The 14316-nt window shown below is 69.2% G+C and carries 15 protein-coding genes; 6 read left to right on the plus strand and 9 right to left on the minus strand.

The features are described from left to right. Nucleotides 1-115: 115 nt before the first annotated feature. Genes V8246_RS09255 through hda form a run of 3 tightly spaced genes read left to right on the plus strand, consistent with a single transcriptional unit; the run spans nt 116 to nt 3095 of the window. Nucleotides 116-1198: a DUF2066 domain-containing protein gene (locus V8246_RS09255; RefSeq protein ID WP_336188852.1), complete on the plus strand. Its 1083-nt coding sequence runs from the start codon at nt 116-118 to the stop codon at nt 1196-1198. A gap of 14 nt (nt 1199-1212) precedes the next feature. After that, on the plus strand, nt 1213-2376 hold the full coding sequence (locus V8246_RS09260) for an AI-2E family transporter (RefSeq protein ID WP_185896850.1): 1164 nt from the start codon (nt 1213-1215) through the stop codon (nt 2374-2376). Nucleotides 2377-2399: 23 nt separating this feature from the next. Then, a complete protein-coding gene (gene hda / locus V8246_RS09265) occupies nt 2400-3095 on the plus strand; it encodes a DnaA regulatory inactivator Hda (RefSeq protein ID WP_185897054.1) in 696 nt (231 codons plus the stop codon). A 9-nt stretch (nt 3096-3104) separates the two neighbouring features. On the opposite strand, the gene V8246_RS09270 is transcribed toward hda, so the two are convergent. Genes V8246_RS09270 through V8246_RS09290 form a run of 5 tightly spaced genes read right to left on the minus strand, consistent with a single transcriptional unit; the run spans nt 3105 to nt 6695 of the window. Beyond that, entirely contained in the window at nt 3105-3980 is an 876-nt protein-coding gene (locus V8246_RS09270) for a PDZ domain-containing protein (RefSeq protein WP_336188853.1), read from the minus strand. A gap of 10 nt (nt 3981-3990) precedes the next feature. Next, nucleotides 3991-4380, minus strand: a complete 390-nt coding sequence (locus tag V8246_RS09275; protein ID WP_336188854.1) for a hypothetical protein — start codon at nt 4378-4380, stop codon at nt 3991-3993. Continuing rightward, the gene (locus V8246_RS09280; RefSeq protein WP_336188855.1) at nt 4370-4930 is read right to left on the minus strand and encodes an RNA polymerase sigma factor; all 561 of its coding nucleotides are present in this window, start codon (nt 4928-4930) and stop codon (nt 4370-4372) included. The genes V8246_RS09275 and V8246_RS09280 overlap by 11 nt, the downstream gene beginning before the upstream one ends. Before the next feature lie 47 nt (nt 4931-4977). Then, nucleotides 4978-5682 (minus strand): N-acetylmuramate alpha-1-phosphate uridylyltransferase MurU, encoded by a 705-nt coding sequence (gene murU / locus V8246_RS09285; RefSeq protein ID WP_336188856.1) that lies wholly within the window; start codon nt 5680-5682, stop codon nt 4978-4980. Beyond that, on the minus strand, nt 5679-6695 hold the full coding sequence (locus V8246_RS09290) for a phosphotransferase (RefSeq protein WP_336188857.1): 1017 nt from the start codon (nt 6693-6695) through the stop codon (nt 5679-5681). Before V8246_RS09290 ends, murU begins: the two co-directional genes overlap by 4 nt. A gap of 72 nt (nt 6696-6767) precedes the next feature. Here V8246_RS09290 and V8246_RS09295 point away from each other — a divergent pair, with 72 nt between their 5' ends. Further along, nucleotides 6768-8174 (plus strand): mannose-1-phosphate guanylyltransferase/mannose-6-phosphate isomerase, encoded by a 1407-nt coding sequence (locus tag V8246_RS09295; RefSeq protein WP_185896844.1) that lies wholly within the window; start codon nt 6768-6770, stop codon nt 8172-8174. Between the two features lie 67 nt (nt 8175-8241). Here the strand turns inward: V8246_RS09295 and V8246_RS09300 are convergent, their stop codons facing one another. Further along, nucleotides 8242-8508, minus strand: a complete 267-nt coding sequence (locus V8246_RS09300; protein WP_345786373.1) for a GlsB/YeaQ/YmgE family stress response membrane protein — start codon at nt 8506-8508, stop codon at nt 8242-8244. A gap of 217 nt (nt 8509-8725) precedes the next feature. Beyond that, on the minus strand, nt 8726-10216 hold the full coding sequence (locus tag V8246_RS09305) for a M20 family metallopeptidase (RefSeq protein WP_185896842.1): 1491 nt from the start codon (nt 10214-10216) through the stop codon (nt 8726-8728). Between the two features lie 242 nt (nt 10217-10458). Between V8246_RS09305 and V8246_RS09310 the strand changes: the two genes are divergently transcribed. Both V8246_RS09310 and V8246_RS09315 read left to right on the plus strand, forming a co-directional pair. Then, nucleotides 10459-10797 (plus strand): helix-hairpin-helix domain-containing protein, encoded by a 339-nt coding sequence (locus V8246_RS09310; RefSeq protein ID WP_336188858.1) that lies wholly within the window; start codon nt 10459-10461, stop codon nt 10795-10797. 282 nt (nt 10798-11079) lie between these two features. Continuing rightward, the gene (locus V8246_RS09315; RefSeq protein ID WP_336188859.1) at nt 11080-11670 is read left to right on the plus strand and encodes a HutD family protein; all 591 of its coding nucleotides are present in this window, start codon (nt 11080-11082) and stop codon (nt 11668-11670) included. A gap of 10 nt (nt 11671-11680) precedes the next feature. On the opposite strand, the gene V8246_RS09320 is transcribed toward V8246_RS09315, so the two are convergent. Continuing rightward, a complete protein-coding gene (locus tag V8246_RS09320) occupies nt 11681-13327 on the minus strand; it encodes a sulfite reductase subunit alpha (protein WP_336188860.1) in 1647 nt (548 codons plus the stop codon). After that, nucleotides 13324-14316 (minus strand): FAD:protein FMN transferase, encoded by a 993-nt coding sequence (locus V8246_RS09325; RefSeq protein WP_336188861.1) that lies wholly within the window; start codon nt 14314-14316, stop codon nt 13324-13326. Before V8246_RS09325 ends, V8246_RS09320 begins: the two co-directional genes overlap by 4 nt.

Consider the following 14316-nt stretch of genomic DNA (forward strand, 5'->3'; position numbering starts at 1 on the left):
AGACGGGATTTTAAAGGAATCGGGCGGTCGCGCGGCCGTCCTGAACGGGTGACGTTGGCGGGCAGGGCCCATTCGCGCAACAATTCGAGGGGTCTGTCGAGTCCAAGGACGCTTGATGCGCCGCACTTCCGCTATCGCCCTCGCCGCCGCCCTGCTGCTGGCGGCCTTGACCTTGAGCACCGCCGCGCTGGCGCAGTCCGGTCTGCGCACGGAGGGCGATGCGGTCTCCGCGCGCGGCCTGTACCAGGCGGAAGTCCCCGTGAACGGACAGGGCGAGGCCGAGCGCCAAGGGGGCTTCGCGCGCGCGCTGGGCAGCGTGCTGGCCAAGCTGAGCGGCGACCGTTCGGCGATGTCGCGTCCGGGCGTGGGCGCCGAACTGCGCAACGCCCGGGATTACGTGGAGGGTTACGACTACCGCCAGGACCAGGGCACGTCGCCGACCGGCGCGCCGACGTTCCGCACCACGCTGGTGGTGCGCTTCGACGAAGACCAGGTCAACGGCCTGGCCGGTGCGTTGGGGCTGCCGGTCTGGCCGCAGCCCCGCCCCAAGCCGGTGGTCTGGCTGGCCATCAACGACGGTAGCGGTCCCCGCCTGCTGGGGTTGCAGCACGCCAATGCCGCCCGGCCGCTGCTCAATCGCGCCATCGAGCGCGGCTACAGCCTGGGCCTGCCGGCCGGCAGCGCCGCCGAACAGGCGCTGGTCGGTGCCATCTGGCGCCAGGACACGGCGGCGGTGGCGCGCGCATCGGCGCGCTACAGCCCGCCCATGCAACTGGTGGGCAAGCTGTACCGCAACAAGGGTGGCTGGACCGCCGACTGGGTGTTCGTCGACGCCGGCAAGGTGCTGGCGAAATGGTCGGTCAGCGATGCCGACGCGCGCCGCGCGATGGCATCCGGCGCCGACGGCACCGCCGACGCACTGGTGAAGCGCTACGGCAAGCGCGGCAGCGCCGGTCCCGCCGGCACTTACAGGGTGCTGTTCGCCGGCATCCGCACCACCGACGACTACCTGCGCCTGACCGGGCACCTGCAGAAGATGGCCGTGGTCCGCCGCATCACCCCGGTTCGTGCCAGCGGCGACACGCTGGAGCTCGATCTCGAACTCGTTTCCGGTCTGGCCGGTTTCCGCCGCACGATGGGCGACGAGGCGCCGTTCACCGGTGGCGAAGGTGAGCCGCCCGTCTACCAGATGCGCTGACACAAGGACGCTGCATGGATCTCTCCTCCACGCCGGCAGGTACGCTGGCCCGCCGCTGGCAATGGTTGCTGATCGCCCTGATCGCGGGCTGGCTGATCTGGTTGCTGGCGCCCGTGCTCACGCCCTTCGTCTGCGCGGCGTTGCTGGGCTGGCTGGGCGATCCGTGGGTGGATCGGCTTGAACGTTCGGGGCGTTCGCGCACCACCGCGGTCGTGCTGGTCTTCACCCTGATGCTGCTGTTGCTGGTGCTGTCGCTGGTGATTCTGGTGCCGATGATCGAGCGACAGGTCGTCACGGTGATCGACTCGCTGCCGGCGTACCGCGACTGGTTCATGCAGACGGCGCTGCCGTGGGTGGAGCAGCGGACCGGGCTGGAACTGGTCGCCTGGCTGGACGTGGACCGCCTGACCGAGTGGGTGCGCGGCCACTGGCAGCAGGCCGGTGGCGTGGCGGCCACGCTGTTCGGTTACTTCTCGCGGTCGGGTTTCGCGGTGATGGCGTGGATCGCCAACCTGGTGTTGCTGCCGATCCTGACCTTCTACTTCCTGCGTGACTGGGACCTGCTGGTCGAACGCATCGCCGCGCTGGTGCCGCGCGATCATATCGCCACGGTCACCCGGCTGGCGCTGGAGTCCAACGAGGTGCTGGGTGCCTTCCTGCGCGGCCAGTTCCTGGTGATGCTGGCGCTGGGGGCGATCTATGCCATCGGCCTGTCGGTCGTGGGCCTGAAGGTGGGTCTGCTGGTGGGCATCGTCGCCGGCCTGATCAGTTTCGTGCCGTATCTGGGTACCGCCACCGGCATCGTGCTGGGCGTGATCGCCGCGATGGTGCAGTCGGGCGGCGACTGGTCGCTGGTGGCGATGGTGATGGGCGTGTTCGTGGTGGGCCAGATGCTGGAAGGCTATGTGCTGACGCCGCGCATCGTCGGCGACCGCATCGGCCTGCATCCGGTGGCGGTGATCTTCGCCATCATGGCCGGCGGCCAGCTGTTCGGCTTCCTCGGCATGTTGCTGGCGTTGCCAGTGGCCGCGATCGCCAACGTGCTGCTGCGCTTCGCCCACGAACGCTACACGCAGAGCCGCCTGTATGCCGGCGACCGGCCGTCCATCGTGCTGGATTCGTACATCGACAAGGGCAGCGTGGAGCAGGCCTCGACGCGGGACCACGAAGCGCCGTGAGCCGTGACGTGCAGGGGGCCGGGCTGGGGCCGCAACTCCCGCTTGCGCTGCGCTATCCGCCGGACCAGCGCCTGGAAAGCTTCATCGCGCCGCCAGATGGCGCGTTGGCGGCCCTGTCGCGGCTGGCCGCAGGGACGGGCGCGGACTGGGTGTACCTGGCCGGCGCGTCGAGGACCGGCAAGACCCACCTTGCGCTGGCCGTGTGTGCGGCCGCCGAGCAGCAGGGGCGGCGGGCGGCCTATCTGCCGGCGATCGCGGCGGCAGGACGAATGCGCGAGGCCCTCGACGCCCTGGAAGGCCATGACGTGGTCGCGCTGGACGGCGTGGACGCGATTGCGGGCGCGCGGGAAGACGAAGTCGCGCTGTTCGACTTCCACAACCGGGCGCGCGGCTCGGGACTGAATGTGCTCTACACCGCGCGCAGCATTCCCGACGACATCGGCCTGGTGCTGCCGGACCTGCGCTCGCGCCTGCAGCAATGCCTGCGTTTCACGCTGCATCCCCTCGACGACGCAGGACGCCGCGACGTGCTGCGCGACCGCGCTCAACGGCGTGGCCTGATACTCGAAGAGGCCGCACTCGACTGGCTGCTCACGCGCACCGACCGCGACCTGGGCGCATTGGTCGCCCTGCTCGACCGGCTGGACCGTGCCTCGCTGGCGGCACAGCGCCGGATCACCGTGCCCTTCCTGCGGCAGACGCTCGGCGCCGCGGGCTGAGGCCCGGCGTCAGGGGCAGGTTTCCGGGACCTCCTCCCACATCACAGGCTCCCAGTAGGCGTTGTCGCGCAGGCTCTGGGTGTCCAGCCTGTCGCGCAACAGACGGGCGCCGATGCGGTAGCTGGTGTTCGGCTTCACGTCGACCACGAGGGGCTTGTAGGCCTTGGCCATCGCGAAGCGCTTCATCTTGTCGATCTGCAGCAGCTGCGCGGAGTTCAGGCGGTGCCGGTCGATCAGTTCGCGCACCACCAGGACGTGGCGGCCGACGGGAAGCCGATGCCGGTTCACCGGCTGCAGTGGCGTGCTGCGTCCGTCGATGGTCGTGATGTCGGCGCGGAAGATGCCCTGGCTCTTGGGAACGGTGCCAGCATGCGCCGTGACGAATCCGCAGGCGCCCCGCGTTTCCGGGCCGATCTCGATGCGGTAGGCCGGCACGGCCACCACGCCGGCCGCGCCTTCCAGCTTCAGGGGCGTGCTGCCGCGCAGGATCTCGGCGGCCACCCGGCCCGCACCGCGCTGCATCGCCTGCTCCAGCAGCGGTGCCGGCGGCGCGGTGCCGTCCAGGCGTACGCCGTTCAGCGCCACCAGCCGGTCGCCGGCCTTCAGTCCTACCCGCGCGGCGGGTCCATCGGGTGTCAGCGCGAGCACGGGGAGGCCGTTGCGCTGCGCCGCGCGCACGTCCACGACGGCACCCAGTTCGTAGCGGACCTGGGCGGATTTCTGGATCACCTGCGGAGCGCCGGTGTCCTTGAGATCCCCGCGTTCGGACATCTGCAACAGGGCGGCGTCGAGTTCGCGCGTCGACTGCGCGTGCGCGCTTGTCGCAAGGCCGGTGGCCCATGCGGCGGCGATCAGGGCGTGCGTAACGGAACGGAAGGTATTCACGGCATCCACCTCAGATTTCAACCGGTTGGGGCAAGGAAGGGGCGGCGCCGCTGCGCGCCAGCGCCTCACGCCGTTGCCAAAGCCATTGCAGTTCCTGCTCGCTGGCGCCGCGTTCGTACGCGTGCTGCAGCTCGCGGTCGACGATGCGCAGCGGATCCTCGTGCAGTGGCGCGCGCGGAACGACCGCCAGGCGCTCGGGTACGGGCGCGGCAGGCGGGACGAGACGCGTGTAGACCATCGGCAAGGCCGCCAGTGCCAACGCGGTTATGGCGCCGGCGGCGAACCGCCTGTGGCGTTCGCGTTGCCGCGTGCGCGCATGCCGGACACGCGGCCACAGCGCGGGCGGCAGATCCGGCTCCGGGAGTGCGGCCAGCCGCGCGTGGAGGGATTCAGGCGTCATGGGGGGCGTCTCCGTGGGGGGCGAGGTCCTGGCGCAGGCGCGCCAGCGAGCGCGACATCAGCGACTTGGACCAGCTGGCGGTGCGTCCGAAGCGGCGGCCCAGGTCCTCGTGCGACCAGCCCTCCATTTCGTGCAGCCATACGACAGTACGGGCGAGGGGCGGCAGGCGTCGCAACAGGGCGTCGGCATCGGCGGCGTCGGCTGGCGAGGCGGAAGCGGGGTCGGCCAGTGCGGCAAGCGCCATCTCGGTGCCGGGGCGCTGCTGGCGGCGCAGGCGATCGATGGCCAGGTTGGCCGCCACGCGCTTCAGCCACGGTCGCAACGGTGTGTTTTCGCGCAGCCCGGACAGGAAGCCGAACATGCGCAGGAAGGTCTCCTGCACGATGTCCTCGGCTTCCGCCGCGTTGCCCGTCAGGCGGAATGCCAGCGCATGCACCGCGCGCGCGTGGTCGTGGTACAGCGCTTCGAACGCGGCGCCGTCGCCCCTGCGGGCCCGTCGAAGCCGCTCGGCTTCGGCGTTGGGATCGGGGACGTAGGCGGGAGCATCCATAGCCCCACACTACGCGCCGCCGTGGTCTTCCGTCGCAGGCCGCAACGTCAGCGCGACAGCTCGCGGTTCAGGTCGGCCAGGCGTTCCGGCGTGCCGACATCGGTCCAGCGGCCAGCGTGATGTTCGCCATGGATCCGACCTGCAGGCATGTGCGCGCGCAGGATCGGCGCCAGGCGGAAGCGCGGCTTACCGTTCCCGGCGATGCTGGCGTGGTCGTCCACATGCTGAGCCCAACCGTCCAGCAAGGCCGGGCGGTAGACGCCGATACCCGCGTAGGTAAGGCGGCGCTCGCCGTCGCCGCGGACATGCCCGGCAGGGTCCAGTGCGAAATCGCCATGGGTGGCGTAGCCGGGCGGATCGATCATCACAAGATGCGCGAGACCCTGCGGCTCGCGCGGCAGCCGGTTGAAATCGAAATCGGTCCAGATATCGCCATTGACCAGCAGGAACGGGGCTTGGCCCAGCCGTGCCAAGGCATTGAGCATGCCGCCGCCGGTTTCCAGGGGCGTGTCGCCTTCGTAGAGATACTGGATACGCAGGCCCCAGCGCGCGCCATCGCCCAGCGCCACCGGGAAGCGGTCGGCCAGCCAGCTGGTGTTGATCACCACCTCTTGCACGCCCATCGCCGCCAGCTTTTCCAGATGCCAGACGATCAGGGGCTTGCCGCCGGCTTCGATCAGCGGCTTGGGCGTGTGGTCGGTCAGGGGGCGCATGCGCTCGCCCAGGCCGGCCGCGAAGATGAGCGCCTTCATGCGATCTCGCCCCGCGCCTGCAGCACCGGCTTGATGCGCGCGTCGAGCAGCGTCCGCAGGCCATCCAGTTCCGGATAGCGCGGCAGGACCTCGTCCAGGTAGCGGATGAAGCGCGGCACGTCGGGCAGGTAGCGCGTCTTGCCGTCGCGGTAGTGCAGGCGCGAGAAGATGCCGAGGATCTTCAGGTGGCGCTGGACGCCCATCCAGTCGGCGTCGCGCAGGAACACCTTCAGTTCGGGCACCGGCAGCCCGGCGCGCGTGGCACGGGCGTGGTAGCGGGCCAACCAGCCGTCCACGCGTTCCAACGGCCAGCTCAGGAACGCGTCCTTGAACAGGCTCATCGCGTCGTAGGCGATCGGGCCGAGTACGCAATCCTGGAAATCCAGCACCGCCGGCCCGGGCGTCACCGGCATCAGATTGCGCGGCATGAAATCCCGATGCGTCAGCACGCGCGCCTGCCCCAGCGCATTGTCCATCAACCTGCGTTGAGCCAGCTCCAGTCCCTCGCTCTCGCCGCAGTCCAGCACCAGTCCCAGATGGCGACGCAGGAACCATTCGTCGAACAGGCCAGCATCGCGCTGCAGCAGCGCCTCGCCGAACTCCCCCATGCCGGCGGGCGGAGCGATCGTCTGCAGCCGCAACAACTGCTCCAGCGCGGCATCGAACCAGGTGTCCGCGTTGTCCTCGCTGATCACGTGCGCCAGCGTCGGGCCGCCAAGATCCTCCAGCAGCAGGAAGCCGTGTTCGATGTCGATGGCCAGCACCTCCGGCACGCGCACATCGCCGCCCACCAGCAGTTCGCGCATGGACAGCCAGGGACGGACATCCTCCAGCCCCGGAGGCGAGTCCATCACGATGCGCCCGGGACCATCGCCCAGGCTGCGCCAGTAGCTGCGGAAGCCGGCGTCCATCGACGCGCGTTCCAGTTGTGCGTAGGGGTCGCCCAGCGCGCCGCGCGCCCATTCAAGGCGTTGGGCACCACGCCCGGAAGGGTCCTGAATCGTAGGGTTCATGCGGTCGGGGGCGGGCACAGGCGTCAAAGGGCTACAGGGTAAACTGGCGCCCTACCGACTTGCGAGGCTTGCATGGCCCAACTCCAACCCGTGCTGCTGTCCGGCGGCTCCGGCACGCGCCTGTGGCCGCTCTCCCGCGAAGCCTACCCCAAGCAGTTCCTGCCGCTCGCCGGCGACGACACCATGGTGCAGGCCACGTGGCGCCGCGTGGAAGCGCTGGCCGATATGGCACCGATCGTGGTGGCGAACGAGGAGCACCGCTTCCTGGTCGCCGAACAGCTGCGCCAGGTGGGCGCGCCGGTCCCGGCGATCCTGCTGGAGCCGGTGGGTCGCAACACGGCGCCTGCGATTGCCGCTGCGGCCCTGCAGGCGATGGCGGGCGGCGCCGATCCGCTGCTGCTGGTGCTGCCGTCGGACCACGTCGTCCGCGACGTCGCCGGCTTCCAGCGCGCCGTGCGCCAGGCATCGTCCGCGGCGGACGCCGGTGCGCTGGTGACCTTCGGCATCGTGCCCGATGCACCGGAAACGGGCTTCGGCTACATCCAGGCCGAAGCCGGCGACGGCCTGCGCCAGGTCCTGCGCTTCGTCGAGAAACCCGATGCCGCCACGGCCCGGTCCTACCTGGATGCGGGCGGCTATTACTGGAACAGCGGCATGTTCCTGTTCCGCGCCAGCCGCTACCTGGAAGAACTCGCGCGTTTCCGTCCCGATATCGTCGACGCCGTGCGCGCGGCGCATGCGGCCGCGCGGCACGATGGCGATTTCGTGCGCCTGGACAAGGACGCTTTCAGTGCGTGTCCGTCGGACTCCATCGACTATGCGGTGATGGAGAAAACCGCCGACGCGATGGTGCTGCCGGTCGACATCGGCTGGAACGATGTCGGCAGCTGGTCCGCGCTGTGGGACGTGGCCGAGCGCGATGCCGATGGCAATGCGCACCACGGCGACGTGATCGCGGTCGATAGCCGCAACAGCTACGCCTACGCGCAGCGACTGGTGGCGCTGGTGGGCGTGGACGACATCGTGGTGGTGGAGACGGACGACGCCGTGCTGGTCGCGCGCAAGGACAAGGTGCAGGAGGTCAAGCAGGTGGTCGCGCGGCTGAAGCAGGAACAACGCAGCCAGGCCGTCCTGCATCGCGAAGTGCACCGTCCGTGGGGCAGCTACGATTCGGTCGACAACGGAGGCCGCCACCAGGTCAAGCGCATCAAGGTCAAGCCCGGTGCCGCGCTGAGCCTGCAGATGCACCACCACCGCGCCGAGCACTGGATCGTGGTCAGCGGTACCGCGAAGGTGACGCGCGGCGACGAAACCCTGCTGTTGTCGGAAAACGAAAGCACCTATATCCCGCTGGGCGTGAAGCATCGCCTGGAGAATCCGGGCAAGGTGCCGCTGGAGCTGATCGAAGTGCAGTCCGGCAGCTACCTGGGCGAAGACGATATCGTGCGGTTTGAGGACGTGTACGGCCGGAGTCAGTGACCGTATCGCCCGCGCGTGCAAAAAGGAAAGGCCCCGCGGGAGCGGGGCCTTCGTTCTTTCCGGGATGTCACTTCTTCTTGCGGACCATGCCGTAGATCAGCAGCAGCACGATGGCGCCGATCACCGAGGCGATGAATCCCGTCGGTTCGCCGGGACTGTACCAGCCGAACGCCCCGCCGATGAAGCGCGCCAGCAGCGCGCCCAGGATGCCCAGCACGATGGTCATGAAGAAGCCCAGCTTGTCGTCGCCGGGTTTCAGCGCACGTGCCAGCAGGCCGGCCAGGAAGCCGATGAGCAGGGTCCACAGGATGCCGCCGCCAAAGATCTGTTCCATCGAAACGCTCCGGTTGGGAAGGTGTGGGGGCGATGCTCAGCGTAACCCAGCTGCCCGCGCTGCGGGCAGCGGCCGGCATGGCGCTCAGAGAGTCGCAGGCGGAGGAGCCGACCCGGGGCAAGTGAATCAGGCCTTCAGGAGCCGGCCTGGGCATGAGGCCGGAATGAGCGAAGGCCGGGTCGCCCCGGCCTTCTGCAGGTGGCACAACCTGCGCGGATCAGCAGCAGCCGTGGTCGCCGTGCTGTTCGCCTCCGGCCACCGCCGCCACGCCCGTGGTCTCGCCGCGCACGCTGGCGGCATGGTGTTCGGCGATCACGCGCGCCACGCAGGCGGTGACTTTCTTGCCCATCGGGATGTGCAGGAATTCGTTCGGGCCGTGCGCGTTGGAATGCGGGCCCAGCACGCCGGTGATCATGAACTGCGCACCGGGGAACTTCTCGCCCAGCATGCCCATGAAGGGAATCGTGCCACCTTCTCCCATGTACATCGCCGGCTTGCCGAAGAACTCGCGGCTGGAGGCGTCGATCGCCTGCTCCAGCCACGGCGACATCGCCGGCGCATTCCAGCCGGTGCTGGCCTTCTCGAGCTCCAGGCTTACCTGCGCACCGTTGGGCGCATCCTTTTCCAGCAGGTCCTTCAGCAGCTGGCCGGCCTGTTTGCCATCCAGCGTGGGTGGCAGGCGCAGCGACAGCTTCACCGACGTGTAGGGGCGCAGCACGTTGCCGGCGGACGATAGCGGCGGCATGCCGTCGACTCCCGTGACCGACAGCGCGGGGCGCCACGTACGGTTGAGCACCAGCTCGGCCAGATCTTCGGCCATCGGGGTCATGCCGGGCAGGAATGGGAACTTGTCGAATACCGCCGTGTCCAGCACGCGCGCGGCTTCCTGGGCCTGGGCGAGACGGTCCGCCGGGATCTCGACCTGCAGGCCTTCCGGCAGGATGCGGCCCGTCCGCTCGTCCTCCAGCCGTGACAGCAGCTGGCGCAGCAGGCGGAAGCTGGACGGCACCACGCCGGACGCATCGCCGGAATGCACGCCTTCCTCCAGCACCTTGACCGTGAAATTGCCGCCGGCCAGACCGCGCAGCGACGTGGTGCACCACAGCTGCTCGTAGTTGCCGCAGCCCGAGTCCAGGCAGACCACCAGCGACGGCTTGCCGATGCGACCGGCGAGGTGGTCGACGTAGGCCGGCAGGTCGTAGCTGCCGGATTCCTCGCAGGCCTCGATCAGCACCACGCAGCGCGCATGCGGCACGCCCTGCTGCTGCAGTGCCTGGATGGCGGCCAGCGAGCCGAAGATCGCATAGCCGTCGTCGGCGCCGCCGCGGCCGTACAGTTTGTCGCCCTTGATCACCGGTACCCAAGGGCCCAGGTCGTCGTCCCAGCCGGTCATCTCCGGCTGCTTGTCCAGGTGGCCGTACAGCAGCACGGTGTCGGCGCCGGTTTCGGGTCCCGTCGCCGGGATTTCGATGAAGATCAGCGGCGTACGGCCTTCAAGGCGCACCACTTCCACCTGCATGCCCGGCACCGACTGCGCCTTCGCCCAGCGCTCCATCAGCTGCACCGCCTGCTCCATGTACCCGTTGGCCACCCAGTCCTTGTCGAACATCGGCGACTTGTTGGGGATGCGGATGTACTCGACCAGCTGCGGGACGATGTCGTCATCCCATTTCTCGGCTACGTAGCGGTCGACTTTGGCGGTGTCCATGGCAACTCCCGGTACTGAAAGGCACAGGCGGTCATTCTACGCCCTGGGAGCGGGTAGGACTTTTCCTACATGCATGCGCGGTGTTTACGGGCAGATTCCCCCGTGCTCGGGCGATATCTTGAAGCCCGTGGGAACGCAAGACTGAACCTGCCGCCAAGGTCATCGGCCTGCAGCGGCAACATGGCGGATGCCAAGAGGCGTCCGCCGTCCAGGGACAGTCCATCGCCACAAGGAGAGTCGTCATGAAGTCGTTCGTCCACACCGTGTTCGCCGCCGTCCTGTCGCTGCTGATCGCCGCGCAGGCGCTGGCCACCGAGAAGGTCAACATCAACACCGCCGACGCGGCCGCGCTGGATCGCGTGCTGGTCGGGGTCGGTCCGTCGAAGGCGGCCGCGATCGTCGAGTACCGCAAGGCCAACGGCCCGTTCAAGAGCGCCGAGGAGCTCGCCATGGTGAAGGGCATCGGCCTGAGCACCGTGGAGCAGAACCGCGACCGTATCGAGCTGCGCACGGGCGCCACACCGGCGCGCAAGCCGGCTGCCGCGACCGCGGCGCCCGCCAAGCCGGTCGCGCGGCGCTGATCGATTCCCGTGCCGGGCGTCTCCACAGGATGTGGAGCGCCAGGCACAGGGGCAGGAAGCCAGGGGGAAACAGGCGGGATGCCGACAGGGACGTATCCATATCGCGCACGACGCGCAGGTCGGCAGCGGGTTGCAGCCTGATTCGCCGACGGTAGACCGACAGGGATGTCGACAACGCCCGGACGCGCAGGACGCACGTCCGGGCGTTGTCGTTTGTGGGTGGACAGGCGCGGCAAGGCCGGGCGCCGGCTAGAATCCCGCCACGGACTGCCGGGGACCATCATGCCGGAATCATCGCGCGTCATTCCCGCCAACGAATATCGGCGGGTGCGCTGGAAGAATGGATTGGGCTGGACCCGTGAAATCGTGCGGGTTCCGGACGACGACGACTGGGACTGGCGCCTGTCGATCGCCGAGATCGAGCGCGATGCGGCGTTCTCATCGTTCCCCGGCATCGACCGCGAACTGGTGCTGCTGCGCGGGAACGGGCTGCGCCTGAGGTTCGAAGACGGACGCACGGTCGATCTGATGCCGCCGCACGGCCGCTACCGGTTCGCGGGCGAGGACGCGGTGACGGGGGAACTGGTCGACGGCACGACGCACGATTTCAACCTGATGTGGCGGCGTGGCCGGGTCCGGACCGAACTGCTGCATCGTCCGCTGGTGGGGCCGATGCTGTTCTTCACCGAGCCGGGCGTGCACTGGGTCGTCCATCTGATCGCCGGACAGGCGGCGTTCGACGGGGCGAGTGGCCTTGACGATCTGTGCAGCGGCGATACTGCTTTTCTGGTCGGCGGCAAGGCGCGCGCGCGACATGCCCTGCACGGCGGCGGCGAGCTGCTGGCCGTCCGCATCGAGGCCGAAGGCCGCTGAGGACGACAGGTCAGTACACGTCGCGGCGATAGCGCCCGGCGGTCCGCAGGGCTTCGACCTTGTCCTCGCCCAGGATGCGGCGCAGCGTGGCGTCCACGTCGGGCGCCATGCCGGCCAGACTCCCGCAGACGTACACCGCCGCGCCTTCTTCGACCCACTGCCGCAGCCGGTTCGCGTGCGACGCCAGCGCATGCTGGACGTAGCGATGGCCGTCGCCATCGCGCGAGAAGGTCAGGTCGAGATGTGGGAGCAGGCCTTGCGCCTGCCACGCTGCCAGTTCGTCGGCGAGGAAGGCGTCGTGCGCGCGCTGGCGCTCACCGAACAACAGCCAGTTGCGTGTCGCACCGGCCAGCGTCCGCGCTTTCAAGTGGGCGCGCAGACCCGCCAGGCCCGTGCCGTTGCCGATCAGGATCATCGGTACATCGGCGGCGGGTGGATGAAAATTCGGATTGCGGCGGATGCGCAGGGCGATGGCGTCTCCCGGCTGCGCATGCCGGCACAGCCAGCCGCTGCCCAGACCGGCGGTACCGTCTGCATGATGCATCAAGCGCACCAGCAGGTGCAGCGCGCCATCGCCGGGGAGGGAGGCGATGGAGTATTCGCGGTGCGGCAGGGGCGTGCAGGCATCGGCGAGCGCCTGCGCATCTCCGCGCCAGAGCTCATGGTCCGCGACGGGCCATTGGCTGCGGACAAGTACCTGCGCCAGCGATTGCGCGTGGTCCTGCCACTGCACGGGAACATCGCCCGCCAGGCCCGTGCGCTGCAGGACCTCGTCGACCTCGGCCATGGCGCGGCACGGCCCGATCTCGGCGATGTCGCCAGCGGCCCAGTCGGGCAGCGAACCGGATCCGGGTGTCAGGGAAAGGAGGAACACGGGCCCACCGATGCTGCCGGGATTCAGCTCGACACGATCGCGCAGCCGCCAGGATTCGTACCGCGGCGTGGACCAGTCCTGCGCATCGGACCCGTCGCCCAACTGGCCGATATGATGCTGCCAGTGGCGCAGGGCACTGTCGTCGGCATTGTCGACTTCCACCAGGTCGAACAGCGGTTGCGCGCCCTGTCGCCGCAGCCAGTCATCGAGCTGGTGGCCGAAAGCGCAGAACTGCGCATATTCGCGATCGCCCAGGGCCAGGACGGCGTAGCGCAGCGTGTGCAGCGGGAGTGTCTGCGACATCACGCGGCGGACGAAGCCGAGCGCGGAGTCGGGTGGATCGCCTTCGCCCGTGGTGCTGACGATGAACACGGCGCGCCCGATGGCCTGCAACTGTGCCGCATCCAACCGTTCCAGCCCCGCGCGCTGGACCGCGACGCCGCCCTGGCGAAGCGATGCGGCGGTCATGTCGGCCAGCTCCATCGCGAAACCGGTCTGACTGGCATGCACGACCCACGTCGCATCGGATCCGGCCAGCATCGCCGGTTGTCCCGACGTGTCGCGCTTGCGCGCGCGGGACAGGATGCCCGCCACCAGTCCGGCATATGCCAGCAGGGCGGCGGCGGCGATGCAGACGCGGGCCCTGGACGGGCTGACCTGCCACCAGTCGCCCTCGTGCAAGCCGGCGAACAGCCAGGCGCACGCGGCCAGCGACAGCATCACCAGCGCATTGCCAACCAGGGGGGCACTCCCGTGCCGAGGTGAAGGGCCTGCCGTGCTCATGCCGCCAGGTGCTGCTCGAACGCTGGCGTCATGGTTTCCCGCAAGCCTTCGCCGGTGCGGTGCAGGAAGCGCGCCGCCAGGCCGTGATGCGCCGCGAAAGCCGGGCCTTCTTCGGTGCCCATGACCGTCAGGGCGGTGGCCCAGGCATCGGCGTGCATCGCATCGGCCGCGATCACGGTCACCGCGGCAGCGGCATCGGTCACCGGCTCGCCGCTGCGCGGGTCGATCGTGTGCGAGTAGCGGTGGCCATCCTGCGCGTAGGCATGCCAGCGGTCGCCCGAGGTAGCGACGGCCATGCCCTCCAGTGCCAGTACCCGTGGTTCCAGCCCTTCGCTGTCGGCTTCCTCATCCGGTGAGGATTCCACCAGCACGCGCCATGGTTGACCGTCGGCCTTGCGGCCATAGCCATACAGTTCGCCGCCCACTTCGATCAGGCCGGCGTCGATACCGCGACGCCGCAGCAGGTCGGCCACCACGTCCACGCCGTAGCCCTTGGCGATGGCCGAAAGGTCCAGCATCACACCGCCCGGCTGGCGGACGCGGCGCTGCGCGGCATCGAACCGCAGGTGCTGCCAGCCGACGCGGGAGCGGGCTTCGACCAGCGCCGCCGGCGTGGGGCGACCCCGCCCGTGCGCATGCGCACCGAATCCCCATGCCGCCACCAGCGGCGACACGGTGGGGTCGAACGCGCCGTCGCTGCGTGACGCGATGTCGAGCGCCGCCGTGAGCACCTGCAGCATGTCGTCCCGCAGGACGAACCATTCGCCTGCGGCGCAGCGGTTGAAGCGCATGATGTCCGCATCCGCCTCCCACGTGCTCATCTGCGCGACCAATTCGTCCAGGCGCACCTGGATGGCGTCGTGCAATGCATGCGGATCGATGCGCGACGGACTGGCGTACTGGACGGACCAGGTCGTACCCATGGTCTGCCCGTGCAGTGCATGCACCGGCGCCGCCTGCGCAGAGGGGGAGGGAAGGGAGATGTTCAT

This window comes from Pseudoxanthomonas sp. F11 (genome assembly GCF_037046485.1).
GTDB lineage: Bacteria > Pseudomonadota > Gammaproteobacteria > Xanthomonadales > Xanthomonadaceae > Pseudoxanthomonas_A.